The sequence below is a fragment of the Bacillus cereus group sp. MYBK15-3 genome, from assembly GCF_051916765.1.
In the GTDB taxonomy this organism is placed as follows: Bacteria; Bacillota; Bacilli; order Bacillales; family Bacillaceae_G; genus Bacillus_A; species Bacillus_A cereus.
The window spans coordinates 324892-348223 of sequence record NZ_JBQAHG010000006.1 but is presented as its reverse complement, the minus strand read 5'-3'; the positions used below and the strand labels follow the sequence as shown (position 1 = coordinate 348223).

Here is a 23332-nt window from a genome sequence, read left to right as displayed (position 1 = left end):
CCTTCGTTACCACCGTTGTTGCCTTCGTTACCACCGTTGTTGCCTTCGTTACCACCGTTGTTGCCTTCGTTACCACCGTTGTTGCCTTCATTACCACCGTTGTTGCCGTTATCTTCTTTAGCTTTAACGATTACTTTTTGTGTTGCAAGCACTTCATTACCACCTGCATCGCGAACAAGGAATTTAACTTCATACGTTCCTTCTTTGTTTGTATCTACTTCACCGAAATGCATTACTTTATCAGTTAAGTCACCATCTTCTTTATCGACAGCTTTTACACCAGTCATTGGATTGTATACATCCCCAACCGTTAACTCAACCGTTTCTGGTACAGTTAATACAGGTTTTTCGTTTTTAACTTCTTCTTTTGCTTTAACCGTAACTTTTTGTGTTGCTGTTACTTCTTGCCCTTTAGAGTCTTTAACCGTATATGTTAACTCGTAAGTTCCTTCTTTCGAAGTATCTACGTTACCGTCAACTTTTACTTTTGCTGCAAGGTCTCCATCCTCTTTGTCAGTAGCCGTAACTCCAGTCATTGGGTCGAATTTATCGCCAACAGTGATTGTAGTTTCACCAGGTACTTTTAGTACAGGTTTCTCATCTTTAACCTCTTCTTTTGCTTTAACAATTACTGTACGTTTTGCAGTCACACGATTTCCTTTAGAGTCTCTAACTGAGTACTCAAGTGTGTAAGTTCCTGCTTTTTCTGTGTTTACTTCACCCTCAAAGTCTACTCGGTCAGTTAAATCTCCGTCTTCTTTATCCGTAGCAGATACTCCTGCGAATGGGTCGAATTTATCTCCAACTGTAATTGTAGTTTCAGAAGGTACTTTTAATACAGGAGCTTCGTCCTTAACCTCTTCTTTTGCTTTAACAACGATTTTTTGTGTTGCTGTCACTTCATGACCTTTAGAATCTTTAACTGTGTACTTGATTGTGTAAGTTCCTTCTTTATATGCATCTACTTTACCCTCTACAACTACTTTAGAAGTGATATCTCCATCCTCTTTATCCGTAGCTTTTACACCAGTCATTGGGTCGAATTTGTCACCTACAGTAATTGTAGTTTCAGTAGGTACTTTTAATACAGGTTTTTCATCTTCAATTACTGGTTTCGCTTTTACAGTTACTTTTTGTTCACTTGTAACAACATGCCCTGCAGAATCCTTAACTGTGTATTTAATTGTGTACGTTCCTGCTTTATCAGCGTCCACTTTACCCTCTACAACTACATTAGAAGTAATGTCTCCGTCTTCTTTATCTGTAGCTTTTACTCCAGTCATTGGGTCAAATGTATCTCCCTCAGTGATTGTAGTTTCAGCAGGTACTTTTAATACAGGAGCTTCGTCTACTACTGGTTTTGCTTTTACGATTACCGTTTGAATTTTTGTAACCGTGTGACCTGCAGAATCCTTAACAGTGTAATGGATTTTATATGTTCCTTCTTTATTTGTATTAACACTTCCATTTACAACTACCTTAGATGTAATATCACCGTCTTCTTTATCTAACGCTTTTACCTTAGCCATTGGGTCAAAGTTATCACCCTCAGTAATTGTAGTTTCAGCAGGTACGCTTAATACAGGCTCTGCATCCTCTACTGGTTTAGCGTTAACCGTAACAGTACGTGTTTTTGTAACCGTGTGACCTGCAGAATCCTTAACAGTGTATTTAATTGTATACGTTCCTGCTTTATTTGTGTTTACGCTTCCTTCATACGTTACTTTAGAAGTGATGTTTCCATCTTCTTTATCTGTAGCAGATACTCCACTCATTACATCGAAGTTGTCACCCTCAGTAATTGTTGTATTAGATGGTACGTTTAATACAGGGGCTGCATCTTCTACCTCTTTAGCAGGTAATACTGTAAGTGTTGCTGTTTCCGTAGTCAGGTTTCCGTCACTATCTTTAACCGTAAACTGTACATTGATTGTTCCTTCTGTATTTAATACTGTTAACATTTTACCTGCTTTAGTATCGAATGCTTTTACGTTTGAAGTAATGTTTCCGTCCTCAGCATCCATTGCTGTTACATATTTATATGGTTCAAATGTGTCACCTACACGTGCAGTAATATTTTTACCGTTTTTAAATGAAATTGTAGGTTTTCCTGACTCAACTACATGGACAATTGCAGAGCCTTGACCTTTAAACGTATAACGCTCATCGTCATCTACATGATTTAATGTGAAGTTTACTGTGTAATCCCCTACCTTATTGATATCTACAGCATCTACATTGTATTTAACAAAATACTCTAAGCTTCGTAAGCCATCCGGCGTTTGTACTTTAGCTGACATACCTAGTAAATCTACTAAGTTATTTACAACGTTTGATTGTCCTTTTTTCATTGTGTATTCTTTTTTAGCAAATGTAATAGGCACGTTATACGCCGTTGGTGCATTTTGTACCGCCGCTTTTGCTTTAGCTGGCTCACTTGCTTTTAATGTATCAGGCGTTTGTGCGCTTGCACTACCTGCTCCCGCTACCATTGATGTTGCTAATGCTGCTGTTGCTACAATCCCTACCATTTTGTTTGTCTTGTTATTCATTGTCGATTCCCTCTTTCCATTTGTTTTATGTCGATTGTTTTACTTATTTTATTTGTTGACCTTACTATACCACTTTATTATATTTTAGTCAACAGTTTTTATTTTTGCTTGTTTTGCTAACTTCATAACTTCTTGTTTTCTTTGATAGTTTTACTATACCACTTTATTATATTTTGGTCAATAGTATTCTTATCACTCTTACCAACTTTAGAAAACATTTCTTTTGTTACTAACATCTTCCTGTTTGGTACATACATATAGTAACTCAGATTCCCCCCTTTCCGAGCCACTTATTTATCATAGTATCTTCCAGTTATTCGCTATCAGCGACCAAAATCCTTATATATCAATATTCAAACCCACTTCTGTATGCAAAATTATTTTTAAATTTGTTAACTGCCTTACCTGCATACTTCCTATTATCCTTACAAATATAAAAAATAGGAGCGCATCCACGCCCCCTTTACTCTTTACTCCTTATTTGTTTTATCTTTTTCATCTTTTTTATCTTCTGGGTAATACAATCGGAAGTATACTAGTTCCGTTTCTATAACATAGAAGCTTCCATCGTTCAATTCATTAACCGTTCTATGAAACTCTCTATTTTCAATTTTTATATGCTTGTTAACTTGTAAGAACTCGTTGAGTTGTACATCTAACGGCTGACCCGAACCTGACATACCCATTCCAGGTCTTGTTCTAAACGCATCCCGAAACATCTTGGTTACCAATTCACCTTTTTTCGTATATTCCATATTGAATCCCTCCTGTTATTTATTTTCCTTTTGTTACTTATACTATACCAGTTTATTATATTTTAGTCAATAGAGTGGTATTTATAAAGGACACCTACTATATGTAAATGTCCTACGTAGTTGCTTTTCTACTTATACATCATCTTTTAATTTAGTTTATGCTTTCGATGCAATACCCCGATATAATCGCATATTTGATACACCTTATCGATTTCCTCTTGGTCATGAGGTAAATCCATTGTCTGTAGGGCATCTGCCTCACCATACAACCCTTCGTTACGGTAAACCTCTACCATTCTTTTATACTCAGCAGCGATAAAATCACTCTCACCAATTTTATGCAACACTGAAAACTCAGCATCATATAGCGCAGCGGGGTTTTTTACCTGACTGTACGCCATTCCGTTACTATCCCTAACTTTAAACACAAATAACTCCCCCTTATTTTCTGTTGTAAAATTCGATAATAACATCCCTGCAGCTACCATTGACGTACTCCGTTATTTCATCCCAACAAGGAACATCCTCAGCTAACTCACCAAAATGCTCTTCTATCTCTGTGTTTGTTACTGTAAACATTGTCTCGTCCGTATCAGGATTAAACACCCGTATACTATCGCTATCTTGCTCCTCATAATCCCATTTCATTGTCTTACCTACCGTCATGAACATATCATAATCTAAAACACTACCATCTTTTTGTTTTCCATAATGGTTATTAAACACCTGTACCCCTCCTTAGTAGAATCTATATAACTCCCCGTCTTATAAGGTCTCGATTAATGTATCTACTCTCTGTAAAGCTTGCTTTAAATTCTCTTCTTGCTCACTACCTGTAGGAGCATCTTTACATGCTTTTTTCAATAGTTCACTAACCCGAATCAGTTCATTCACATTTCTACACTGCTGCTCAATAATTTGTTGCGCTAATCCTTTTGTTTTCACACATACCCCTCCGTATCTAAATGTCCTAACTTATTTTCGTACCTTTACTATACCATTTATTTATATTTTAGTCAATAATACCGCATAAATAAAGCAAGACCTATGTCCTGCTTTATCCCTCATCTTTTTCGCATCTATTTAGTCTAGGAACTACCTCTCCTACATCAATTAAGACATCACCAAGACCTAATTCACTCAATTCTTGAAGGGTTTCCTGCATCTTTTTTGCGCGAGCAGCTCCGTCTTCTTTTTTATCCTCCCTCTTAGGAAGGAGCGCACCAAAATCCACCTCTTCAATATACAAACCTACATCAAATTCATCACCACAGACATAACCATAATCTTTTTCTAGTTCAGAACGTACTTTAACAACTGAGTATTTATCCTCATAATCATGCGATTTTAATTCATACTCCAAATTCTCAAAAGCACAATCAAACGTATCTGTATCAGGGTCTCCAGTAAGTCGATTAAGTATTTCCACACCCGGTACGCCCTTTTCATCTTTAAACTGGTGAACCATGAAATAAGCCGTCTCTTCTGCAACTATCACAGTAACTCACCCCTCAATAATCTAGTAATTTCTTAAATTTGTCCTTTATAGAACGCTCCCCCGCCTCAAATGACTCTTTTTTGATTCTTTCAATCTCGGACACTAACACATCGACTGGGATATGTTTTAACACCAATTCATCTAGGTATCTTTTTATTTCCTCGGCACACACTCCGGATGTAAGCATAACCGCCAACTCTTTACCCTCATTAGAATCTTTAACAATCTCATACCGCATACCTAACAGGGGCGACCGCACCCAGTATACGGAATCGTTAACCGCTAGGAAATCACCTAACTCTTCTCGTTCCATATACCTACTTGCTCTTGCACCTACAACGACTTTGCTCTTATCCCCAATCACAAACCCCGGCATCTTTAACCCTCCAACTTCTCAATAGTTACGTGCGTTACATCCCTGCCTTTTCCTGTACCTTTGCAGTCACTACACGTAACCATTGCTTCGTACCACGTATCCACATTTGGGTACACTCCGTTAGCTACCCAACCAGACCTTTCACCTGTACCGCCGCAACTTACACACGTACAAGGTTTTTCAAACGTTCCCTTACTTTTACCCTTACGCCAACCTTTCGCACGTAAAACAGACCGTATACGCTTTGTTTTCATGATGTATATCCTCCTTGTAGGTAAATCTATACAAAAGACCGTAAAACACATCTACCGCTATTTATGTTACGCAAGCTCTTCACCCTCACCCAACAACCTGCGGTACACCATAATCAATTGATTTCCTTCACGTCTATGTCCTTTGTAAACCCAACCGTGACTCTCTAGATGTTCACGATGTATTCCTTTTTCTTTTCTGGTCTCTTTTGTATATCCAAGCTCGATAAATTCCCCTACAAACATCTTTCTAGAGCATATAGGTAGATTCATACACTAACCTCCTTGTTTACTTCGGTTTACGAAGTACAGGAACACCTCTTCAATCATTTCAATGTTATCCTCTACGTTCCCCTCAGAATGGACAATATAGGTAAACCCCTCGTTATTTGGCGCATCCCCATAATCGTCACCCTCAGCCGTTATATTCTCAAAAGGTACACCATACTCTTCTAGCTTTTTCGTAATCTTATGGTGAACCTCCCCTGCTTTCCGGTTATATGTATCGTACTGCCTTAATAACTTCTTTAACTCATAAGGCATAGCCTTCATCTTTCTAGCCACGTCTTTTCCCACTCTTATACTCTTCTATTTTGATATTATCTTCATTTGTTGTGAATTTAATATCAGAATCGTAGTTATCAAGGAAGTAATTTCTTAACTCCTCTATAGTTTTAATATCATGGACATGACACGCAGCAGATATAAGAGATGCTACATCTCCCATTTTCATTGTTACTTGTTTAACATTACCCACACTTCAACGCTCCTTACTTATTTAACTTTCTATTTATACCTAAATTAAATCCTACTCGATTTACAATACTTTCCGTGTTAACTATACACTCGCCTTGATACACCATTGTTTCCTTACTCCCACAAGCGCCACAGAACACTCTCTTACCTTTATAGTACTTATCAATCGTAGTAAGCACTCCGCAACCCGTTTCACACTTATATGCATGCATTGTCTTCTCCATACAATACTCCCACTTTCGGTTTAAAATCATTGTTCCTACATACAAATAGAGAGCCAACCCCTTTACTGAGCCAACTCTCTACTTCTTTAACTTGCTATAAGTATACCATTTTCCTATTTTTCTTAAGTCCACACCGTTATCACAAAATTACTCGCCATCATTTCGTTAACTAAACCTTTGGTTAGACCTCAATATTCGTATTTATATTTAGAGTCTGTAATCGCCTTATCGAACTCTTCACAGTTAGGCAGTCGTTTCTTTACTAACTCTTTATAGTTACGCCCACAATGTTTTTCTCTCATATGGTACTGGTCAATTTGTGTGATAATTTCATTTGTTTTAGGTATCGCAATTACATTCACGTCTCTCCATTTAGCTGTATCTAACTGAATATCTGGTAGGTATTTTTTATATTCCTCCGTAACATCTTCTACATCGAAGAATTCTGTTAAAAGCGACAACACATGCCCACCTTCCATACACAAAGATTCATCTACTAAGTCCTCAAACCGAAACTGAAGACATGCAATGATTTCCCCTAGCGTTTCCGTAGCTATATTCGTTTTTACGAAGAACGAACTCTCATCATGATTATTACTGTAAAAATGTGCGATTTTAAAAATACCCACAGCTAACCTCTCCATTTCTATAGACCCCAGTTAAAAACTAGCTATCTAATTGTTTATTCTTTTATAATAAGTTTCCCATCACGAAGCAGATTAGCCAACTCCTCCAGAACAGTAACCGCACCTAGCTGATAATAGCTGCTCTGCTCGTTATCTGCTACATGTTCCTTCATTGCTTCCGCCCGTTTTCTAAAATAATCCTCATTCATCACCATAGGCTCTGTAGTAGTTACCTGCAGCTGCCCTGCTACCTCATCGGCGTTCTCACGTATCCAAACAAATACCTTATCTCTAACCTCTGTATCGTTCCAACCCCACTCAGCTGCTAATGTTTTAACATTCTGGGGAAGCCCATCAGCAACTGCCGTTATACGCTCCTCCGTAGGTTCTAATCTTGGAAATAAATCTACTAAACAATCGTGTATCACATCTCTCATACCTTTGCCCCCTTACTCGTCCTTTAACCTCTCCATATCCTGCTCGCAACCCTTAGAACCTAGATACTTACTGGCTTCTTCTCTACTTTTACTTTCCTTCTCAGCTAGCATTTTTCGGTACTCTTCTACAGATAGCCCAAGCTCTTTTGCTCTAGCCTCTTCCATCTTACCTATCATGTTTTGAAGCTTATTCTCAGACATTTCAACACCCCTAACATCCGAATATTTTATACACCTCAGACAGATATCGGTCACCCTCGGTATTTATATCAATCCCTAACTTCTGTATATGTTTATATGCCTCTTCTGACTTTGTTCGTACCTCAACATCAGTTAAGAAATCAACACTCTTACCTAACTTTTCAAACGAGTTACGTATTATACGTATCGCTAAATCATCACAACATGCAACCAAACACTAACACCTCTTTATCTAATCTACAATCCATACATATAATTCATCTACCGGAATGACATACACATAGGCATCTAGCAGGTTCGTACATTTTGCCTCTACACCCTCTATGCTTTCAATTCGGTACGGAATTACTTCATCTTTATGTCTTTTAGCTCTCACAATATCCTTTTCCTGCAAGGCTCTGTGTGTTATTTTTCCAACATGAATAGGATGCTCCCCGTTTCCACCGCAATCATCACATACATCTCCGTACCCAGTTCCACGACCGTTAAAGCCACTACCCCCGCAACCTTTACACTCTGTTGTTAACATCTTCATTACTACTTACCCCCTTATTTGCTTTAACTCCTCCTGCATACTCTGAATTACATTAATAGCAAGGAACGCAATATCCCGGGACTCTTTTTCGTATGCGTCTGGCGACATTAACCCCGCACCGTCCCGTAAACCACCGCGTAGTCTCCACAACTCCATTAACGCTTTATCTACTGACTCATCTGAAACCTTACTCATCGCTTACATTCTCCCCTGCAAATAACTTTTCTATATCTATCCAATACGTTTCGTAGCAGTCCTTACTGCACATGTCTCTATACCCTTCACCAACGCAATAACGGCTTTTACAGTTTACACACATTTTCATCACAATCAGACTCCTTTACAAACAGTTCTCTTCGTACATATCACAAACCTTTTCCCAAGTATCCTCATCGTAAGAAGCGCCCAGTTCTTTAGCCATATCTTTAAACGATTGTGGCACAATACAGTGGTCTCTCCAACCTTTATCGAAATGCTGATTCCACTCAACTGTTTGAACCGTTCCGTCTGGTTCAATAAGAAACAAATCGTACCATTTACCGTAATCCTCGACCGTTAGCATACGTTTCTCGTGCGTTTGTGTAACTAACTGAATACCTCTATTACTTACTAACATATATAACCCCTCCTACGTCTTTACTCAACAGTAACCGTGACTTCAACCTTTGCTTTTACACACCTTTCTGACCTAATAAAACCCGGAATACAGCTTTTCTTAAACTCAGGACTCGTGATAGACTCTTTATTTTTTCTATAGCAGTACACCTTAAACTCGGATAAGTTTTTTACACTGTTATCGTAATCACTAGTAATCCATCCATGAATAACTCCCGACGGGTTATCCGTAATAACTGCTTCACCAACACCTGTATTCACAAGCAAATAAATACCCTCTCTATGACCATCGAGAAAATACTCCCACAAACACCGAATTGCATCCCTTGCGGTTTCAAAATAATCCTCCAAAGCACACACCTCCTATATATTCGTAGTAAAATAGCTAAGTTCTCTACACGAAAACTTAGCTATTTAGACATTTAGACTTCTTTTGGACGCTCGACAACTTCAGCATCCTCCACATAAGCCGGATGTTCTCCTTCACCTCTACAGTGTTTGCAAACATCTCGATACTGATTTCCTCTAGGAGTAAACCCAGTACCTGTATACCCTTTACCATTACATTTTTCACATTTTACTATTACCTTTTTCATCATCCCACAACTCCCTTATTCTATTTATTTTCATTAAATATTCATGCGATTACGCTACTAATCTCTCCAAACCGACCCAGTAAACCCGATAAACTCTAGTGTTCTTTCTTGCTCAATAACTACATTCCCAATAGCCTTCACGTCCGCAACTTCCTCTTCTGTTAATCGCTCACGCTTCTGATACTTCTCGCACATACGAGCATAAAACGTAGTCGTATCGCTATCGTTAAATCTCCACTTAACTAACACACCGTCTTTTATATACGCTGTAGCCTGTCTCTTTATGGACTCCTCTGAAATTCTCACCTTAACTTCACCATACTTCCCTTATGTATTTTATTAAACCACATATCTTCTCTTACTTATGTAACCCACTTATCAAAATCCTTTAATGTACCCCAGTTACTGCCCGTACGATTGCCGCTAAAATATCCGGGAATAGTCGAACAAATATCATGTCTATAATGAACCCGAAAACGATAACCGTGAACGCCTTTTTCTCTAGGAACTTCAAGCCAAATAACATAAACCCAGCTATCAAAAACACAATCCCAGTAATAATACCCGCCGTGGTTGACGCATAGATTATCTGCTCTAAGGTAATCCCGGATTCCCTCTGTATTGTATCTATTTGACCCACTAACCAGTCAGAGTTTGCACGTAACCACCAACGAATACCTTTAATAATGGCGACAAGAAGTATGAGTTTCCCTATACGTACTGCAGCAAGTTGTAATACTTTCTTTTCATACTCATTTAGCTTCCTCAGCTTCACGTTTAGCCAACCCTCTCTCACGCATTAACTCTTTATACTCATCGGAAGTATATATTTTACCTGTATAGCTAGCCATTAGCTCCTCGAACTTTTCTTTAACTACATACCCACTAGAGAACACATAGCAATTCTCTAACTCCTTCTCCACGCCGTATGCAGCCCGAATAATATCTTTACCTAAAATATCAGCAGCTTGGTCAGAACCTCCGTCCCACCACTGACCATAACAATGCTCAACCTCACCGTCCTCTAAATGGATATCGAACTCATCGCCACCAAACGCTTTAAAGTATTTCGTAGGTCTGTCGTACTTGTAGCATTTCAGAAACGTTCCTACCGCATCCTGACCGATAATAAGACCCGGATATTTACGAAACGTATACTCTGCTCTCTTTGCTATGACAGGAGCTTTCTCCCCATTAAATATAACCATCGCGACTACTTCATACATCCCCAATAACCTCCTACGCTGTTTGTTTACCTTTTAAAATATCTTCATATTCGCTGTATCCATATACCTTACCTGTGTACCTCTGCAACCAAGCACGTTTTTGCTCTTTAATCATTAAGCACCCGCTAAATCCATAACTCTTTCCTAAACTTTCTTTATCCTTATACACAACATCGACCAACTCTTTGTTTAGAACTTTAGCAGCTACCTCATAACCGCCACTCCACCATTGACCATAACAATGAATGACCTCACCGTTTTCTAACGTAATATCGAACTCCTTACCGCCAAACGCTAACGTCCCACCAGACTTAGGCTTACTGTACTCAAAGCATCTTACAAACGCTCCAGAAGCATCACGCCCGATAATTACATCCCCATGTTTTTGATACGAAAACTCTACAGGCTTGTCTAACACCAATGCCACACTTTCACCATATTCCACAACTGCTAACACGTCGTACATCTTCATTACCTCCTGTTTTTTTATTTATCTTCTTTTACCTCAATTACCCCTATGATTTTTGCCTTTGTATGTACCATTACCCCGTCAAAATCAAAATAGTTCGAAGTCATTTTTACACCCTCAGGCACTTTTGCATACGTATCTGCTTCTTCTAAGTCAATTACAAGCGCTTTAGCGTTATCGTAGCAATCCGTTTTAAAATCAAATACCATACCCGTTTCTACATAAATCCGAAATACTTTTTCTACCACGCTTACCACTCCTTTTGTTGTAACGTTTTATCTGTTTTTACTATACCATTTTATTATATTTTAGTCAATAGTAACCGTAAGAAAAGGAAGGCTTATTTTACCTTCCTCCACTTATTATTTAAGTCAGACCAACCATCTTCCGTAAGCCACCAACCCTGCGAAAATAACGTACGCTCTTTCTTTTGCTTAGCTACCGTATGCTGCGACCTTTTTTCCTCTAACTCTGCTATACGTTTCTTACACGCAGCCAGTTCCTCGTCTATGGAACGAATAGATTCCCATTCTGCCTCGACCTCTCTCTTAGCTTGCTCTATCTGCTCCTCGCTCCACTTCTCCACTTTAAGACACCTCTTATTCCGTTTCTTTTAGCCCTTGTCGCTTGATTTCCGCCTCTACGTCTTTTAGTACCATCATTAGATGGTTACGCAATAGAAACAAATCTGTGGGCTGTTGTTGAGAGAACTCCTTTAACTGCTTTCGAATAGTATCAACCCAACCCTCATACATATGCCCGGGCTTATCTTCTAAACCTGTAACCAACTGCACAATCCCATCGTAATAACTCTCCTCAACTAAAAGGACTTTCCCCACACCATCAAGGGTCTGATTTTCCCATAAACTCTTATCTTCTTTAATATCACTTAGTTTCATAGAATCCCAACCTCCTATACCGTTACCTTTATTACAATTACTATAACTAAATCTCTTTTTCTTATTGCTACTTTCTTTATCACAACAAAAAAGAAGGGTTACCCCTCCTTTGTAATTTCCGTTACGATAACTTCATCTTTAACCTCGATAACTTTTAACAGAAGTCCGTATTTCTCAAACGTATCGCCTTTATCAAACCCGCCATCATATACATCCATTGCAGTAGCGTGTACTTCTCCGTGTATATCCCGAAGGTGTATATCTTTTATGACCCCTATCGCTTTACCCTTCAGTTTAGCTATAATTTTCTCTAACCGTTTGACTTCTTTTTTCAACGCTATGTTTTCTCTATCGTACTCATCCAACTCATCTTCATAAAATTTATAAGGTTGGCTTCCCGTCCATACTTCGTACCTTTCATTATCAGGGTCGTAATTAACCTTTAAGCACCGCTCCCCATCTAACCCTTGTATAAACTTCTGAAACTCTTCCCATGTTTTAAAACCTACATTCATAGCCATACCATTTGCACCATCCTTTAGTCTCTTGTTTTCTTTTTCTAGTTTCTCAATATACTCTTCTAACCTATCGATATACATAAAATCCGGAACGTATTCTCGTTCTTTCTTTATATCTTTAAGCATGTCATCAACCACCTTCATTATGCCTTTTCAAAACATCCGAAGCCATGCCAACTATCTGACCCAAGATATCACTACTAGAGAACCCCTTAATATCGTCCTCTACAATACTCGTAAGCGTATTTCGATAGTCTGTTTTCTCTATATCCAACCCTTTAACCGCTTTCGCCTTTTTAATTAGCCATTTAAGCGTTTTTACTTGTTCTTTAAGGACTTTGTTACCATCTTCTTTTTTCGCTTGTTTCTGAAGCTCAGAGAGCCATTTCTCAGCCACATCAATATGCTCATTCAAAATAAAACCCCTCCTTCTTCCTTGCTATACTATACCACTTTATTATATTTTAGTCAATATTTTCGTTCAAACATAGGGAACGTAACTAAGTCGCAAACCATTGACTATGTACCCCGCTCCCCTTAAACTATATATACACGAACCAATCAAGCCTCTGCTACAAAGCATGCTGTCCCGATTGGTCTTTTTTGTTCCTACTACCTCTTACTTTCTACTAGCAGCCCAACGCTTAGCAGCACTACTCACATCTGTAAATCCTGTAATTGCGTGTACATCAATGTAATCAAGACCGTTTTTAATATACGTTCCGCAAGTATTTACACCCTTTATCGGACTTCCATCGGCTTTAAACTTGGAAAGCTCAACCCCAAATACCTCTATATTCTCTTGGTTATTTACCTCAATTGTAGCCTCACGACCATCAATTAACGACAATTTTACCTTCATAAGAATCCCCCTTACCTAAGTACATTTCTATGTTCCTATCCTACCACCTCAGCCCCATAACAAAAAGCAGGAGTTTAGCCCCCTGCTTTGTTTTTACTGCTATTTTCTAGTAATGTAGCAAGCTTATTGATATCGTCCTTCGCATGAACCCTCCATGAAGGATATGCTTCATCCATCAACTCTATGTTACTGATTAACACCGTAACCATTTTCTCAGCTAGTCTTTTATTGTCCCTCTCTAGCTTTTCAACCTTTTCAGCCTGCTCTACCGCCCAATCTATCACACCAGAGTCACACATACTCCTCATGACTACCTTGTCACCTTTAAACATGTTTGCGATATCTTTTAACTCGTCTAACTTACTCACTTAAACACCTCTATTTTCCATACCTATCTTTCCAATCCTCTAACCACCCGATAAAGATTGGATTATGTCTCGGTAGTGACCAAATTAATGCCACTATAGCCGGAAAAAGGAATATACCAATCCTACCTAGCAATAGAAAATCCAATACAACCTTAACGATAAGTCCCACCGTTAAGCATATTTGAAACAAATATATCTTCCCCTCGGTACTCAATTACACGACCTCCCCTACGGTTAGTTACCTCAATATCCATTGTAAGGGAGTTCGCGCCACCTACCAACCTAATTCATATGTCAATTTCTTTACATATCGTAAAATTTGCTTATTACGAAGTTTTTAACTCCTTTCTGACTTTCATCAAGACCTCACCGAGTAGATTTAACCCTCGCCATTTATCAGGATTCTCTACATGGCGATGATTTTCACCCATTTTAATTCCCCAGATGTCATCAAACGGACTGGCTTCTACTAAATGCTTATCTCCTGTAGCTAGAATTTCTTTTTTAAGATGTGGCAATGAGAATTTGTCCATTAACACCTCTTGGTAGACTTTACATCTGTTCTCAACCCAAACATCTTCATTAAACGGTATCTGACGGCTTCTCCCTAGATTTTTACACTTAATTGGCGCATCCGCTTCCAAAATTTGTTCAGCGATTTTATGCGCCCCAAACAGCTTAGCTTTACGCCACATAATCGCCTGCTCCGACCATTTAAATACAATACCCTTATGTTTGAAAGGAGCATAGAAGAAATTAGAATACACATCTTCATCACCCCAGAAAAATACGAACTTATCTGTTTCTCTCATGTTTATCCCCCATTTTATAATTTTATTGTTCTGCTATAACATCTACTCTATCGATGAGTAACCCCTTCGTTTCTTCTGTGTAAAACTGTACACGGAATCCTGCAGACTCCCAGATAAAATCGATATGCTCAACAATATCACCATCTGCACAAACCTCAGTACGTATTGGTAACAACGTTCTGATATAATCGGTTGTTTCTTTTGCATCTGCTCCGTTATTGCTGCCTATCTTCCCGTGTAATTGCATAACAATATCTACTTCGCTACGCAGCATAATATCTGCTTTTCCTTTACTGACTTCAACAACCCCAAGAACTGCAACGCTCTTATAACGTACTTCAAAAAACTCATCCGCCTCATCTAAACTAGTAAACCAAACCTCGTAAGGACTAAGTGTTCCCCATGTTTTATGTACGAAATCTCTGGCAGCACAGAAACCGTCCTCTTTTGTATCAACATCTTTCGTTATTTCATATTTGTACATAACCCTAACCTACCTTTATAAGTCTAATTTTGTTACATCCATACCGAGAAATTCTGTAAGACCGTAGTAAATTCCATTATACTTCACGTAAAAATCACTTGTTCTTCCGTACTCATCAATTGCATCAAGCTCACGGTAATACCAAACCTGACTAATTTCCGGAATTTCCCCAATACGACCAATAGCTACGCTTGTTCCATCTGTCGTAGACTCATACAGATTCCAAATGACTAACTCTTCGTTGTTTTTCCACACGCTATGGTATTTACCTACAGCTAGGTGCATTTCTGTGCGTGGTGTATACGGCGCACGTAACTTATCAAATCGGTCACCAATAACCTCTGTATCTCTAAGGTCAAGCTCTCCTATTTCCAATCCCTCGCCCGTGTAATGCAGGTTTCCATGCTTATCTATTATTAATTTTTGATAACTAAGACCCATTACACTATCTCCATCAGTTTCGACTGAATAAAACGATGTATTCACTAAATCAGCAGCAACCAACTGTCCTTTATTATCACGAATTTCCTTTGTTTCTCTACCTTTTACAGCAACGACTGTACCGATAAATACCGAAACACCCTTATGGTCTGTACCGACTTTATAACCTACCGTCTCTGGATTTACCTCAATTTCACGACCATCCATAGAAATATAATGCTTGCCGTTCTTTGCAACCGAATCGCCATGCGCCCAAGTTAAAAAATCCCCCTCACCATGCGCTCCACGAAATTCTAATTTACCTAATGCCTCCATCTTCATTACCTCCCGTTTATTTTGTTATTTATAGTATACCACTTTATTATATTTTAGTCAATAAACTAATGTAGATACGGCAGGGAATAATCCCTGCCCGTATTACTGCACAGCATAAACAGTGATTTTATTATCTCCGACCTTTTCAAAATCAATTCGGAATACACATAACTCCCATTTGTACACAAAAACACCAGTCCCTGTAGTTAACTCACCGATAACCGGAAATATTTCATGTATTGTTTTATTTACATTCTCGACAGTCTCAACTCTATTTAGTAACAAACTTGCTACCTTACTCTTTACGTTCTCAATTATATCGAAGTTTTTAAGTAACGTAACAACCGTTTGCCCCTCAGTAATAGTTACTGCCCCTAGAGTAACACCTACACCGTAGCGGATTATGTATACTCTTACATCTTCTGTTTCAGACTGAATCTGAAACCAAACCTTTTCTGCTACTAAAGAAGACCATTTATGTTGTACCAACCCTCGAGTAAACTGAAACCCCTCTTCTAATGAATGTGTATGTTCGCTAAACGTATGTGTCATGTGTATTCCTCCTTTGTTTGTTGCTTTAAATATACCATTTTATTATATTTTAGTCAATAATTATCTGAGATAAAAGCAGGTCACCCTGCTTCTTGTTTTGACAATACTACAATTTCTTTATTGTTTTTTCTTCTCCAGTTGTTCCTCTAAGTCCTCGATTCGGTTACATAGTGACAATACCAATTGGTCACCAGTTAAATCACGCCAAGGCTCTCCATGTCTTGTCGCAGCGAACACGCCTTTTGGAAAATCGATAGTGATTGTATACTCATCATTAACCTTTACCGTTGTTTTTGTTCCCTCTACTGTTACACCTTTCATCTTCATTTCCCCTTTGCTTCTATTTTATCTTCTAGTTAACTAAGGATATGAACGAGATAAAGAACATCTCACACACCACCAACGAAGGTATAAACCATCTTCGTTTATTGTTGTACACCCAAACTGTAAAAATCCTAGCATATAACGATAATTGCAGTATCGCATAGATAAGAGGAAGAGACACCAACACAGTCACTACCGCCGTCACAGCAACTAATGTAAAATCAGTCTCTGCTAAGACATGAGTTGCCGCTACTGGACTCATTGTCTGTACCTTATCCATACTTTTAGCGACTATAACCCCTAGCAACTCTACCAGACCTAATATACCGACAACATAATGTAGTTTGGTTTTCAGTCTCCACTTATTTACGTTTGTCTTCATTTCTCCGCTATTTATAAACTTCTTATACAGAAACGTAACGATAGCAGCAAGTACGACCCGATACAAAAGCCTCTCGCCGTAATTTAGATGCGTTGTGAACTGCAACATACACACGCCAAACAACAGAAGGGCTGCATTAAACCCCATCTCTTTATTTAATAATTTCTCTCTCACAATACCCTTTACCTTTCTATCTCTATTTAAGCAGCACGTTTTCCTAACGTTTGAAGCGGTTTAATCCAATCCTCAAATTCAAATGTGCTATCCTGTGCAAACTTATCAATATCCTTAGCCGCCCCAGAAATTCTGTACTCAATTGCATGAGGTACTTCATCTTTGAAACGTCTCCAAGCCGTTGCGCCTGCGTTATCTTCATCACGAATGTAAATAACTGTCTTAAACCTACTAAGGAACTGTTTATGGTATGGCATAACTTTAGTACCCATTAGACTTACCGCAGGGATTCCGTATTGCTCTAACCGAAGGACATCGAATACACCCTCGACCACTACAATCCTATCTTCCTGCAATGCCTGCTTTAAATTATGCATCCCATACATCTTCATAGCCTTAAGGTTGTTGCTATTTGTAATTGGATAGATATTCAGATACTTTTTAGACTTATCCCTTAACCAAGAATAGTTAATGTAAAACATAAGGTTCATATAACCATCCCAAACCGGAATGATGTACCCACGTTCAAATAACCCTAGACTAATCTCGTCCATATCTAAATCTTCCTCTGTCATCCCTAACTTCTCCATGACATAACTGAGTTCCTCCAAGTTTCCATCAGCAGAACAAAAGATACCTCGTTTAATATAGGTCTTTAAATCACCTTTACGCTGCTCAACTAACTCAGCTAGATACTCCTTCTGGTCATCATCACCAACCAAGAATTTGACGAGCTTCTTATAATTCATTTTAGCCATTCAGATATCACCTCAACTTCTACCTTAATTTTACCGAAATTACAGGGAAAAAACATCCTCATGCGTATCAAACAGCTTCCTCTTTTTTGTGTATTTAGTCTACGTTAAGTACACATTAAGTCTACATGGGTTGTTTCACTCTTATATATCTGCCCAACTTCCTATAAAACAAGTCTACATTAAGTCTACATGGGTTGTATTTTCCGCCTTGTCTTAGTTATATTTGTGATTTTAGTACACTTTGAGTCTACATTAAGTCAACATAGAAAAAGCAGTCGGATTTATTATCTCCAACTGCCTCCACCCCTTAAAACATATATTTTTGAAGTAACCAAGCCCCTGCCTCGTATGTTCCCCATAGAGTAGCAGCTAGTAAAATTATACCTGCCGAAATAATGAATGTTTGTGTTACCCATAGTTTAATCTTATGAAAATTCTCAGGTGTTCCGGTAACCATGCCCGCCGTTGTTGTGAGAGCTAACCCCAATGCACTAAGTAAAAATAGCTGACCTCCAAACAGTAACAACATATACATTGTACCTGTAAACATAATAAATACCCACTCCTTATCTTCAATTTATCTTCCTTTTGTTGATTTAACTATACCAAATTATTACTTTTTAGTCAATAGTTTACCCGCATCATCCATTAAAAACTATAAACATCGGAGCGAAGACACTGCAAGGACATAGGAGTTTCCCATACAAATCCAGTCAGATACTTACAAAGACCAAAGGAATCCCCGCAAGTGAACTAAGGTTTTCACGACATCTAGCGAAGACATTTCACAATCCTCCCTAAATTTTTCACTGTCTCCGCCATATACCGCCACAACTAAATTATTTACTGCACTCACCCCTATCGATTAAACCCTTACACTTTTAGCAACCAAATTTGTTATAGTTCAACCTACCACATAGCTCCTTATCGCCATCTACACTATATACAAATACTTTGTGCGCCGCACACAGCCCTCAAAACTTTTTATCCCCTAAATAGCAAAGACATAGCGGCGCACCCTGTCCCCGCAAATAAAAAGAGCGAAGACTACATGACCTTAGACATCATGCAAAGCCTCCGCAACCCTAACCGCCAGTAAGACAGCCAAGGAAATCGTACTCATAAGTACCGTAAATATAAGAGGGTACATCAAACCTCTATACCCGTCAAAAAATAATAACCCTAAACCAGCAAAAAATAAAACAACGAGCCAAAAGGGAATCTCAGCTAAAACCGTAACCGAGCCTCTCCCCGACTTTGTTATTTTATTACATACAAACCCTAACCAGAGCATTGCAAGTATCACACCTAAGATAAACACAACCCCGAGAATATTGTGAAGTCCCTCATAGTCTATATCTAGGCTTAAGGTCGAGAATATATCGCCTAAGGCTGTACCGGTCAATTTTTGAAAGCAAACAACCATCATAAGAATAACAAACAACCAAAATAGTGGAATCTTCCAAACCTTTCCGTCACGTCTAAAGAAATATCTTTCCCTACATACACCTAATATGGCTACAGTGGTCAAAAGTATAACATTCAACAATACATAAACACCCCCAACTACGTTTTACCTACTTCTAGTATAGTACAAATATTCAAATGGAAATAACCTAAATATATCACACAAAAAGCAGGAAACTCATCCCTGCTTTTACATAGTAAACAATTATACACTCTTACTAGACATCTCAACTTCAAACTCAGTTAACGCAAACGCACAAGCCGCCAACAAACCCCCAAACATCATATGCAAGGGCGTATCAAAACTAAAAATATTAAAACTCGCAGCCGTATCATTGGCTTTAATATAATGTAACGCATCCGACATGTACAACCAACAAAAAGCAATGCAGATAACCGAACCAACCGTGTTAACCATTTTTCTAGCGAAGCCCCAGTCGCTAATCTTAATTGAACCTCTATGTCTAATTTCCAAAATAAGAGCTAAAACCAAACCAAGTATAAATAGCGTCACACTCCCGGCAAAAAACAGCAATAAAGTGTCCCCTTTTGGCACTGTATCAAAAGGTTGCACTGACGTACTAAGTATCATAACCATCCCTCCAATACTTAACCTTTACTTACCTTCTCCACTTCTTTTTTAGCGTTGTTGTAGTTCCTTTGAATGGTTTTAATGCTGACTAATCTGTACTTTACATCTTCAACAATCTTATGGATTTTCTCTTTGTCTCCACCTGCATTCATCTCAGCCTCAACATCACGAAGCCCTTTATAAATTGAATGGTACTCCTGCAAGATAGATTTAGCTGCCACATCTACCTCTTTAAACTCCTTAATTTTCTTAGAACTCTCATCTATTCCTTTAGACTGAAGGTTTGGCATCAACGTATCAATCGCTTCTTCCAATGTTTTTGCAGCTGCTTCAACTGTTTTTACATCAGACTCATTAACCGCCTTTACTGCTACAAACACCTTACTCTTGTCTATATCATTACCTTTTACATCTTCCTTATCGTCCTTCTTACCTGCAGCTTTTTTACCCTCATCCTTATTCTTTGTATCTCCTGTAGGAGCAAGAACCTCATCAATGGATTTATCCATTTTAGTTATAGCCGTCTCTGCTTTCACAACATCCTTCTTTGTATAGCCTTTATTTTCGATTTTAGCATCCGAGTCTTTTGTACTTATATATGTACCTATACCTACACTTATTGCAACAGCTAACGCTACACTGATAGCAAACACCCTTTTATTACTCGTCACCGTCTTAAAGCTTATACTCTTAAAACTAAACTTCTTTTTACCTGCATTTTCTGGTTTCTTTTCATCTTCTTTACGTACCAACTCTTAACATCTCCTTTAACCTATATAGAATAACCTCATAGGGTGTGAATGCCTACGAGGTTCTCCAAACTCAAATCTATTTTTAATAAAGTAGGGAAGGAAATACATCAACTCAAATGCATTTCGTACTTCTATTATCTACTTTCCCTTATATCGTTTATTTCCTTCTTTTTGTCCATTAAAATACCCCTGCAGATACGTCCCTGCAGGGGCAAACAAAAGGAAATTAAAGAAAGAAAACAATATACGAAGTGTTGATACCTGTATATTATTTCGGAAATCGACTTGCCTTCTAGCAAGTACCTTCAGTATACCAGAATACTTATATAAATTCAGCTTACCTGTTATCAAACTTCTTATTTTTACGTAACACATACATATTTTCTTGTTGCCATCTTCATGGACTGCATAATAAGGTTGTCCAACTCCTGACTTAACTCCACAACCGAATCATCCAGTACCCCCAGACGTTTAACCTTATCTGCTAGTTCTATTCTTCTTTCTTCAATCATTTCATTTACATTCTCCACAATATAACCCCCTCACATCTTCATACCCTCACATCTTCATACCCTCAGTATCCAAAAAGGCAATCATCTGCCCCGTACATGATGATTGCCCTCTCTGTAGAATTTGCTAGCTTTTATCTAATGGAAACCAATAGAGCCAAGAAACAACATGTACTAGTCCCAAGCACATGTTTACTTTAACACATACTTTATTCTTGTATTTCTGCACTCTTATCAAATCCCATATATCTGTATATTTCTGGGTTATTTTGGCTATATTGTGAGTAGAAACTGCCTACCAATGAACAGACAACATACTGGTTACTGTATTATCCCGGTCAACCTCGACCACACGAACCGCATACCCAAGCGCCTCCAGTACCTCAATTGCGTAAATAACTGTAGAACGACAACTGGCGTAATGCTCAGCAAGTAGCTCTAAATCTTTGTTTTCCCTCTTGCCTAACCGAAATTCCATACTTAAACTCCTCAAGATATCTGCACCGTACATAATAGATGCCGAGTCCACCGGATATAACTGGCTTCGATTCATAAATTTATTTACCTCAGATAATACGTCCTTTACCAACTCGTCCACATCCATATTCTGAAATAAAGGAATATATGTCCCGTCAGCTACGAAATTCGTACTCATCCTTGCATCTTTAGCAGTCAATAACTTTCCATTATGCAGTATTTCATGTACCAAGTCTTTCTTTTTACTTCGTCTCGTTAACAGTGACCATGCCATCGTTTATTCCTCCCCATGATGTAATCCCTGTACTATATAACCAGTAACCTAACAGTTTTGGTTTCCTCTTCACCAGTTATCTACTGCCTATCCTGTATATCATCCAACATCTATATCAAATCCGGAAGAGGGGAGGGGAAGACAAAGAAAAATGGCTTACAGGTCTACACCCATAAGCCATTCCCAAACCTTATCTATTGCACTAGACGTCTCTTTCAGTACGCCAAAAACTTTCTATCTATAACCCTAGAACCTCACGATAATAAGCATCTTTTCTCATCCATTTCCGACCCATATACATACCGCCAAGAATCTCTTCAACCTCGCAAGGCTTCAGCGAAAGCTCCTTAGCGACTCCACGAATCGTACGGTACTCCCGCACTATCTTATTTGCAACCGAAACCTCAACAATATAGCGAGAATTAAAGGGATTCCCTTGCTCCGCACGGAGTTGCTTATCCCAAAACACGGATTCCATCTCTAAAACATCACCACGCCTCGGGAGTCTTCCCAACTCCTGCAGCGTAATTTCCGCCAACCCGTCTAGCTGATAGGTATCCCGTGCCTCGCTAAAGCTCGCTAGTCTTCCCTTAATTTCCCCTGCGCTCCCTAACACCATAACAGGGTCGCCGCTAACGGGATTCCAAGCCTTGACCCCTTGCACCCTTGCTTTATCTACATCAGCCAGAGCAGGGAAGCGCCCGGCATTGTAATCGGACTGCAGCATCCATCTATAGCCTCCTGCGAATCCATTACGACTAACCATACCCCCACGGATACGAAGACCTGACATCCCTGTTACATATGTAGCCATATCTACAGAGGAAAACACATTAAAGATTTCATTACTATCTGCAAACATCTGAATAATATTATCGTCTTTAGGAAACACATTTCTAATTAGTTTCTCATAGTTTCCGTACACGTAATCGTACTCCGTAACCCAACGGTAGTCTAAATACCTTCCATCCCTGCGGCGAAGCCCACAGCGAAGATAACGACGTGCCGTAGCCATATCCGCTTTATAATACCCCAAGTCCAAAACGTACTGGCAAGCCTCGTCAATATTTTTAAACACCTGCAGTACATAGTCAACATCCAAACCCATCTGCACAATGACACTATTAGAAGGGTTGTCCCAGTTAATTCTGCTATCTGAACGTTTGGTTTCCGTAGGGCTATACTGTAGCGCAACCCCACCATCAAAGTGAATCATTTGCATCTCGCACCCTTTCTTTGCCGTTAAATTTATAGT

Annotated in this window: 48 protein-coding genes; all 48 read right to left on the bottom strand. The window is 38.8% G+C overall.

Features of this window, described 5'->3' with window-relative positions; translation table 11 throughout:
- Nucleotides 1-2552 (bottom strand): immunoglobulin-like domain-containing protein (locus tag ACTFR8_RS24660; RefSeq protein ID WP_440028643.1); only part of this gene is annotated, 2552 nt, incomplete at its 3' end.
- Nucleotides 2553-3022: 470 nt separating this feature from the next.
- Nucleotides 3023-3307, bottom strand: a complete 285-nt coding sequence (locus ACTFR8_RS24655; RefSeq protein ID WP_221660679.1) for a hypothetical protein — start codon at nucleotides 3305-3307, stop codon at nucleotides 3023-3025.
- Nucleotides 3308-3453: 146 nt separating this feature from the next.
- The gene (locus ACTFR8_RS24650; protein ID WP_440028641.1) at nucleotides 3454-3735 is read right to left on the bottom strand and encodes a hypothetical protein; all 282 of its coding nucleotides are present in this window, start codon (nucleotides 3733-3735) and stop codon (nucleotides 3454-3456) included.
- Nucleotides 3736-3748: 13 nt separating this feature from the next.
- Nucleotides 3749-4033 carry a hypothetical protein gene (locus tag ACTFR8_RS24645; RefSeq protein ID WP_440028638.1) on the bottom strand — a complete coding sequence of 95 codons (285 nt, stop codon included), beginning with the start codon at nucleotides 4031-4033 and terminating at the stop codon, nucleotides 3749-3751.
- Nucleotides 4034-4072: 39 nt separating this feature from the next.
- Nucleotides 4073-4252, bottom strand: a complete 180-nt coding sequence (locus ACTFR8_RS24640) for a hypothetical protein (protein ID WP_440028635.1) — start codon at nucleotides 4250-4252, stop codon at nucleotides 4073-4075.
- A gap of 112 nt (nucleotides 4253-4364) precedes the next feature.
- Entirely contained in the window at nucleotides 4365-4805 is a 441-nt protein-coding gene (locus tag ACTFR8_RS24635; protein ID WP_440028634.1) for a hypothetical protein, read from the bottom strand.
- 13 nt (nucleotides 4806-4818) lie between these two features.
- A complete protein-coding gene (locus ACTFR8_RS24630; protein WP_440028632.1) occupies nucleotides 4819-5181 on the bottom strand; it encodes a hypothetical protein in 363 nt (120 codons plus the stop codon).
- A gap of 2 nt (nucleotides 5182-5183) precedes the next feature.
- Nucleotides 5184-5435 (bottom strand): hypothetical protein, encoded by a 252-nt coding sequence (locus ACTFR8_RS24625; protein ID WP_440028629.1) that lies wholly within the window; start codon nucleotides 5433-5435, stop codon nucleotides 5184-5186.
- 66 nt (nucleotides 5436-5501) lie between these two features.
- The gene (locus tag ACTFR8_RS24620) at nucleotides 5502-5705 is read right to left on the bottom strand and encodes a hypothetical protein (protein WP_193635656.1); all 204 of its coding nucleotides are present in this window, start codon (nucleotides 5703-5705) and stop codon (nucleotides 5502-5504) included.
- A gap of 3 nt (nucleotides 5706-5708) precedes the next feature.
- Nucleotides 5709-6008, bottom strand: coding sequence for a hypothetical protein (locus ACTFR8_RS24615; RefSeq protein ID WP_440028626.1), 300 nt, complete (start codon nucleotides 6006-6008; stop codon nucleotides 5709-5711).
- Nucleotides 5989-6189 (bottom strand): hypothetical protein, encoded by a 201-nt coding sequence (locus ACTFR8_RS24610; RefSeq protein ID WP_221660671.1) that lies wholly within the window; start codon nucleotides 6187-6189, stop codon nucleotides 5989-5991. Before ACTFR8_RS24610 ends, ACTFR8_RS24615 begins: the two co-directional genes overlap by 20 nt.
- Nucleotides 6190-6202: 13 nt before the next feature.
- Nucleotides 6203-6412, bottom strand: coding sequence for a hypothetical protein (locus ACTFR8_RS24605; protein WP_440028623.1), 210 nt, complete (start codon nucleotides 6410-6412; stop codon nucleotides 6203-6205).
- Nucleotides 6413-6600: 188 nt separating this feature from the next.
- Nucleotides 6601-7056 (bottom strand): hypothetical protein, encoded by a 456-nt coding sequence (locus ACTFR8_RS24600; protein WP_440028622.1) that lies wholly within the window; start codon nucleotides 7054-7056, stop codon nucleotides 6601-6603.
- Nucleotides 7057-7094: 38 nt separating this feature from the next.
- On the bottom strand, nucleotides 7095-7466 hold the full coding sequence (locus ACTFR8_RS24595) for a hypothetical protein (protein WP_440028619.1): 372 nt from the start codon (nucleotides 7464-7466) through the stop codon (nucleotides 7095-7097).
- A gap of 21 nt (nucleotides 7467-7487) precedes the next feature.
- Nucleotides 7488-7676, bottom strand: a complete 189-nt coding sequence (locus ACTFR8_RS24590) for a hypothetical protein (protein WP_221660668.1) — start codon at nucleotides 7674-7676, stop codon at nucleotides 7488-7490.
- 10 nt (nucleotides 7677-7686) lie between these two features.
- Nucleotides 7687-7890 (bottom strand): hypothetical protein, encoded by a 204-nt coding sequence (locus ACTFR8_RS24585; RefSeq protein ID WP_221660667.1) that lies wholly within the window; start codon nucleotides 7888-7890, stop codon nucleotides 7687-7689.
- Between the two features lie 18 nt (nucleotides 7891-7908).
- Nucleotides 7909-8211: a hypothetical protein gene (locus tag ACTFR8_RS24580; protein WP_221660666.1), complete on the bottom strand. Its 303-nt coding sequence runs from the start codon at nucleotides 8209-8211 to the stop codon at nucleotides 7909-7911.
- 6 nt (nucleotides 8212-8217) lie between these two features.
- Nucleotides 8218-8406, bottom strand: a complete 189-nt coding sequence (locus ACTFR8_RS24575) for a hypothetical protein (protein WP_440028615.1) — start codon at nucleotides 8404-8406, stop codon at nucleotides 8218-8220.
- Nucleotides 8399-8539 (bottom strand): hypothetical protein, encoded by a 141-nt coding sequence (locus ACTFR8_RS24570; protein WP_440028614.1) that lies wholly within the window; start codon nucleotides 8537-8539, stop codon nucleotides 8399-8401. Before ACTFR8_RS24570 ends, ACTFR8_RS24575 begins: the two co-directional genes overlap by 8 nt.
- 12 nt (nucleotides 8540-8551) lie before the next feature.
- Nucleotides 8552-8827 (bottom strand): hypothetical protein, encoded by a 276-nt coding sequence (locus ACTFR8_RS24565; protein WP_440028612.1) that lies wholly within the window; start codon nucleotides 8825-8827, stop codon nucleotides 8552-8554.
- A 20-nt stretch (nucleotides 8828-8847) separates the two neighbouring features.
- Nucleotides 8848-9093, bottom strand: coding sequence for a hypothetical protein (locus ACTFR8_RS24560; protein WP_440028610.1), 246 nt, complete (start codon nucleotides 9091-9093; stop codon nucleotides 8848-8850).
- Between the two features lie 155 nt (nucleotides 9094-9248).
- Nucleotides 9249-9422, bottom strand: a complete 174-nt coding sequence (locus ACTFR8_RS24555; RefSeq protein ID WP_440028608.1) for a hypothetical protein — start codon at nucleotides 9420-9422, stop codon at nucleotides 9249-9251.
- A gap of 57 nt (nucleotides 9423-9479) precedes the next feature.
- Entirely contained in the window at nucleotides 9480-9728 is a 249-nt protein-coding gene (locus tag ACTFR8_RS24550; protein ID WP_221660663.1) for a hypothetical protein, read from the bottom strand.
- A gap of 82 nt (nucleotides 9729-9810) precedes the next feature.
- Nucleotides 9811-10197 carry a hypothetical protein gene (locus ACTFR8_RS24545; RefSeq protein WP_440028605.1) on the bottom strand — a complete coding sequence of 129 codons (387 nt, stop codon included), beginning with the start codon at nucleotides 10195-10197 and terminating at the stop codon, nucleotides 9811-9813.
- Nucleotides 10175-10648 carry a hypothetical protein gene (locus ACTFR8_RS24540; RefSeq protein WP_440028603.1) on the bottom strand — a complete coding sequence of 158 codons (474 nt, stop codon included), beginning with the start codon at nucleotides 10646-10648 and terminating at the stop codon, nucleotides 10175-10177. Before ACTFR8_RS24540 ends, ACTFR8_RS24545 begins: the two co-directional genes overlap by 23 nt.
- A gap of 13 nt (nucleotides 10649-10661) precedes the next feature.
- A complete protein-coding gene (locus ACTFR8_RS24535; RefSeq protein ID WP_440028601.1) occupies nucleotides 10662-11114 on the bottom strand; it encodes a hypothetical protein in 453 nt (150 codons plus the stop codon).
- A 20-nt stretch (nucleotides 11115-11134) separates the two neighbouring features.
- Nucleotides 11135-11365 (bottom strand): hypothetical protein, encoded by a 231-nt coding sequence (locus ACTFR8_RS24530; RefSeq protein ID WP_221660659.1) that lies wholly within the window; start codon nucleotides 11363-11365, stop codon nucleotides 11135-11137.
- Between the two features lie 92 nt (nucleotides 11366-11457).
- Complete coding sequence (locus ACTFR8_RS24525) at nucleotides 11458-11703, bottom strand: hypothetical protein (RefSeq protein ID WP_440028599.1); 246 nt, start codon at nucleotides 11701-11703, stop codon at nucleotides 11458-11460.
- 13 nt (nucleotides 11704-11716) lie between these two features.
- Nucleotides 11717-12016: a hypothetical protein gene (locus ACTFR8_RS24520; protein WP_440028598.1), complete on the bottom strand. Its 300-nt coding sequence runs from the start codon at nucleotides 12014-12016 to the stop codon at nucleotides 11717-11719.
- Nucleotides 12017-12114: 98 nt separating this feature from the next.
- On the bottom strand, nucleotides 12115-12660 hold the full coding sequence (locus ACTFR8_RS24515; protein ID WP_440028595.1) for a hypothetical protein: 546 nt from the start codon (nucleotides 12658-12660) through the stop codon (nucleotides 12115-12117).
- A 4-nt stretch (nucleotides 12661-12664) separates the two neighbouring features.
- A complete protein-coding gene (locus ACTFR8_RS24510; protein ID WP_440028592.1) occupies nucleotides 12665-12949 on the bottom strand; it encodes a hypothetical protein in 285 nt (94 codons plus the stop codon).
- A gap of 204 nt (nucleotides 12950-13153) precedes the next feature.
- Nucleotides 13154-13396 (bottom strand): hypothetical protein, encoded by a 243-nt coding sequence (locus tag ACTFR8_RS24505; RefSeq protein WP_193635634.1) that lies wholly within the window; start codon nucleotides 13394-13396, stop codon nucleotides 13154-13156.
- Between the two features lie 74 nt (nucleotides 13397-13470).
- Nucleotides 13471-13764, bottom strand: a complete 294-nt coding sequence (locus tag ACTFR8_RS24500) for a hypothetical protein (protein WP_440028588.1) — start codon at nucleotides 13762-13764, stop codon at nucleotides 13471-13473.
- A 10-nt stretch (nucleotides 13765-13774) separates the two neighbouring features.
- On the bottom strand, nucleotides 13775-13954 hold the full coding sequence (locus ACTFR8_RS24495; RefSeq protein ID WP_221660654.1) for a hypothetical protein: 180 nt from the start codon (nucleotides 13952-13954) through the stop codon (nucleotides 13775-13777).
- Between the two features lie 136 nt (nucleotides 13955-14090).
- Nucleotides 14091-14576: an NADAR family protein gene (locus tag ACTFR8_RS24490; protein WP_221660653.1), complete on the bottom strand. Its 486-nt coding sequence runs from the start codon at nucleotides 14574-14576 to the stop codon at nucleotides 14091-14093.
- Nucleotides 14577-14598: 22 nt separating this feature from the next.
- A complete protein-coding gene (locus ACTFR8_RS24485) occupies nucleotides 14599-15060 on the bottom strand; it encodes a hypothetical protein (protein WP_440028585.1) in 462 nt (153 codons plus the stop codon).
- A 15-nt stretch (nucleotides 15061-15075) separates the two neighbouring features.
- A complete protein-coding gene (locus ACTFR8_RS24480; protein WP_440028583.1) occupies nucleotides 15076-15816 on the bottom strand; it encodes a hypothetical protein in 741 nt (246 codons plus the stop codon).
- Between the two features lie 102 nt (nucleotides 15817-15918).
- Nucleotides 15919-16368: a hypothetical protein gene (locus ACTFR8_RS24475; protein ID WP_440028581.1), complete on the bottom strand. Its 450-nt coding sequence runs from the start codon at nucleotides 16366-16368 to the stop codon at nucleotides 15919-15921.
- A gap of 117 nt (nucleotides 16369-16485) precedes the next feature.
- Nucleotides 16486-16689, bottom strand: a complete 204-nt coding sequence (locus ACTFR8_RS24470) for a hypothetical protein (RefSeq protein WP_440028578.1) — start codon at nucleotides 16687-16689, stop codon at nucleotides 16486-16488.
- A gap of 31 nt (nucleotides 16690-16720) precedes the next feature.
- Nucleotides 16721-17140: a hypothetical protein gene (locus ACTFR8_RS24465; protein ID WP_440028575.1), complete on the bottom strand. Its 420-nt coding sequence runs from the start codon at nucleotides 17138-17140 to the stop codon at nucleotides 16721-16723.
- A 134-nt stretch (nucleotides 17141-17274) separates the two neighbouring features.
- Nucleotides 17275-18006 carry a toprim domain-containing protein gene (locus ACTFR8_RS24460; protein ID WP_221660647.1) on the bottom strand — a complete coding sequence of 244 codons (732 nt, stop codon included), beginning with the start codon at nucleotides 18004-18006 and terminating at the stop codon, nucleotides 17275-17277.
- A 307-nt stretch (nucleotides 18007-18313) separates the two neighbouring features.
- Nucleotides 18314-18556, bottom strand: coding sequence for a hypothetical protein (locus ACTFR8_RS24455; RefSeq protein ID WP_440028573.1), 243 nt, complete (start codon nucleotides 18554-18556; stop codon nucleotides 18314-18316).
- A gap of 507 nt (nucleotides 18557-19063) precedes the next feature.
- On the bottom strand, nucleotides 19064-19555 hold the full coding sequence (locus tag ACTFR8_RS24450; protein WP_440028570.1) for a hypothetical protein: 492 nt from the start codon (nucleotides 19553-19555) through the stop codon (nucleotides 19064-19066).
- A 123-nt stretch (nucleotides 19556-19678) separates the two neighbouring features.
- Nucleotides 19679-20065, bottom strand: a complete 387-nt coding sequence (locus ACTFR8_RS24445; protein ID WP_440028567.1) for a hypothetical protein — start codon at nucleotides 20063-20065, stop codon at nucleotides 19679-19681.
- Between the two features lie 17 nt (nucleotides 20066-20082).
- Nucleotides 20083-20817: a hypothetical protein gene (locus ACTFR8_RS24440; protein WP_440028565.1), complete on the bottom strand. Its 735-nt coding sequence runs from the start codon at nucleotides 20815-20817 to the stop codon at nucleotides 20083-20085.
- Nucleotides 20818-21179: 362 nt separating this feature from the next.
- The gene (locus ACTFR8_RS24435) at nucleotides 21180-21347 is read right to left on the bottom strand and encodes a Spo0E family sporulation regulatory protein-aspartic acid phosphatase (RefSeq protein ID WP_440028562.1); all 168 of its coding nucleotides are present in this window, start codon (nucleotides 21345-21347) and stop codon (nucleotides 21180-21182) included.
- Between the two features lie 274 nt (nucleotides 21348-21621).
- A complete protein-coding gene (locus ACTFR8_RS24430; RefSeq protein WP_440028559.1) occupies nucleotides 21622-22077 on the bottom strand; it encodes a hypothetical protein in 456 nt (151 codons plus the stop codon).
- Between the two features lie 238 nt (nucleotides 22078-22315).
- The gene (locus ACTFR8_RS24425) at nucleotides 22316-23293 is read right to left on the bottom strand and encodes a hypothetical protein (RefSeq protein WP_440028557.1); all 978 of its coding nucleotides are present in this window, start codon (nucleotides 23291-23293) and stop codon (nucleotides 22316-22318) included.
- Nucleotides 23294-23332 lie beyond the last annotated feature (39 nt).

What these genes read in the sequence shown, in the direction of transcription:
- ACTFR8_RS24655 (WP_221660679.1), bottom strand. Translation starts at nt 3,307, where the DNA reads ATGGAATATACGAAAAAAGGTGAATTGGTAACCAAGATGTTTCGGGAT.
- ACTFR8_RS24630 (WP_440028632.1), bottom strand. Translation starts at nt 5,181, where the DNA reads ATGCCGGGGTTTGTGATTGGGGATAAGAGCAAAGTCGTTGTAGGTGCA.
- ACTFR8_RS24625 (WP_440028629.1), bottom strand. Translation starts at nt 5,435, where the DNA reads ATGAAAACAAAGCGTATACGGTCTGTTTTACGTGCGAAAGGTTGGCGT.
- ACTFR8_RS24620 (WP_193635656.1), bottom strand. Translation starts at nt 5,705, where the DNA reads ATGAATCTACCTATATGCTCTAGAAAGATGTTTGTAGGGGAATTTATC.
- ACTFR8_RS24605 (WP_440028623.1), bottom strand. Translation starts at nt 6,412, where the DNA reads ATGGAGAAGACAATGCATGCATATAAGTGTGAAACGGGTTGCGGAGTG.
- ACTFR8_RS24600 (WP_440028622.1), bottom strand. Translation starts at nt 7,056, where the DNA reads ATGGAGAGGTTAGCTGTGGGTATTTTTAAAATCGCACATTTTTACAGT.
- ACTFR8_RS24590 (WP_221660668.1), bottom strand. Translation starts at nt 7,676, where the DNA reads ATGTCTGAGAATAAGCTTCAAAACATGATAGGTAAGATGGAAGAGGCT.
- ACTFR8_RS24580 (WP_221660666.1), bottom strand. Translation starts at nt 8,211, where the DNA reads ATGAAGATGTTAACAACAGAGTGTAAAGGTTGCGGGGGTAGTGGCTTT.
- ACTFR8_RS24575 (WP_440028615.1), bottom strand. Translation starts at nt 8,406, where the DNA reads ATGAGTAAGGTTTCAGATGAGTCAGTAGATAAAGCGTTAATGGAGTTG.
- ACTFR8_RS24565 (WP_440028612.1), bottom strand. Translation starts at nt 8,827, where the DNA reads ATGTTAGTAAGTAATAGAGGTATTCAGTTAGTTACACAAACGCACGAG.
- ACTFR8_RS24555 (WP_440028608.1), bottom strand. Translation starts at nt 9,422, where the DNA reads ATGAAAAAGGTAATAGTAAAATGTGAAAAATGTAATGGTAAAGGGTAT.
- ACTFR8_RS24540 (WP_440028603.1), bottom strand. Translation starts at nt 10,648, where the DNA reads ATGTATGAAGTAGTCGCGATGGTTATATTTAATGGGGAGAAAGCTCCT.
- ACTFR8_RS24535 (WP_440028601.1), bottom strand. Translation starts at nt 11,114, where the DNA reads ATGTACGACGTGTTAGCAGTTGTGGAATATGGTGAAAGTGTGGCATTG.
- ACTFR8_RS24520 (WP_440028598.1), bottom strand. Translation starts at nt 12,016, where the DNA reads ATGAAACTAAGTGATATTAAAGAAGATAAGAGTTTATGGGAAAATCAG.
- ACTFR8_RS24515 (WP_440028595.1), bottom strand. Translation starts at nt 12,660, where the DNA reads ATGCTTAAAGATATAAAGAAAGAACGAGAATACGTTCCGGATTTTATG.
- ACTFR8_RS24505 (WP_193635634.1), bottom strand. Translation starts at nt 13,396, where the DNA reads ATGAAGGTAAAATTGTCGTTAATTGATGGTCGTGAGGCTACAATTGAG.
- ACTFR8_RS24490 (WP_221660653.1), bottom strand. Translation starts at nt 14,576, where the DNA reads ATGAGAGAAACAGATAAGTTCGTATTTTTCTGGGGTGATGAAGATGTG.
- ACTFR8_RS24485 (WP_440028585.1), bottom strand. Translation starts at nt 15,060, where the DNA reads ATGTACAAATATGAAATAACGAAAGATGTTGATACAAAAGAGGACGGT.
- ACTFR8_RS24480 (WP_440028583.1), bottom strand. Translation starts at nt 15,816, where the DNA reads ATGGAGGCATTAGGTAAATTAGAATTTCGTGGAGCGCATGGTGAGGGG.
- ACTFR8_RS24475 (WP_440028581.1), bottom strand. Translation starts at nt 16,368, where the DNA reads ATGACACATACGTTTAGCGAACATACACATTCATTAGAAGAGGGGTTT.
- ACTFR8_RS24470 (WP_440028578.1), bottom strand. Translation starts at nt 16,689, where the DNA reads ATGAAAGGTGTAACAGTAGAGGGAACAAAAACAACGGTAAAGGTTAAT.
- ACTFR8_RS24460 (WP_221660647.1), bottom strand. Translation starts at nt 18,006, where the DNA reads ATGGCTAAAATGAATTATAAGAAGCTCGTCAAATTCTTGGTTGGTGAT.
- ACTFR8_RS24455 (WP_440028573.1), bottom strand. Translation starts at nt 18,556, where the DNA reads ATGTTTACAGGTACAATGTATATGTTGTTACTGTTTGGAGGTCAGCTA.
- ACTFR8_RS24445 (WP_440028567.1), bottom strand. Translation starts at nt 20,065, where the DNA reads ATGATACTTAGTACGTCAGTGCAACCTTTTGATACAGTGCCAAAAGGG.
- ACTFR8_RS24430 (WP_440028559.1), bottom strand. Translation starts at nt 22,077, where the DNA reads ATGGCATGGTCACTGTTAACGAGACGAAGTAAAAAGAAAGACTTGGTA.
- ACTFR8_RS24425 (WP_440028557.1), bottom strand. Translation starts at nt 23,293, where the DNA reads ATGATTCACTTTGATGGTGGGGTTGCGCTACAGTATAGCCCTACGGAA.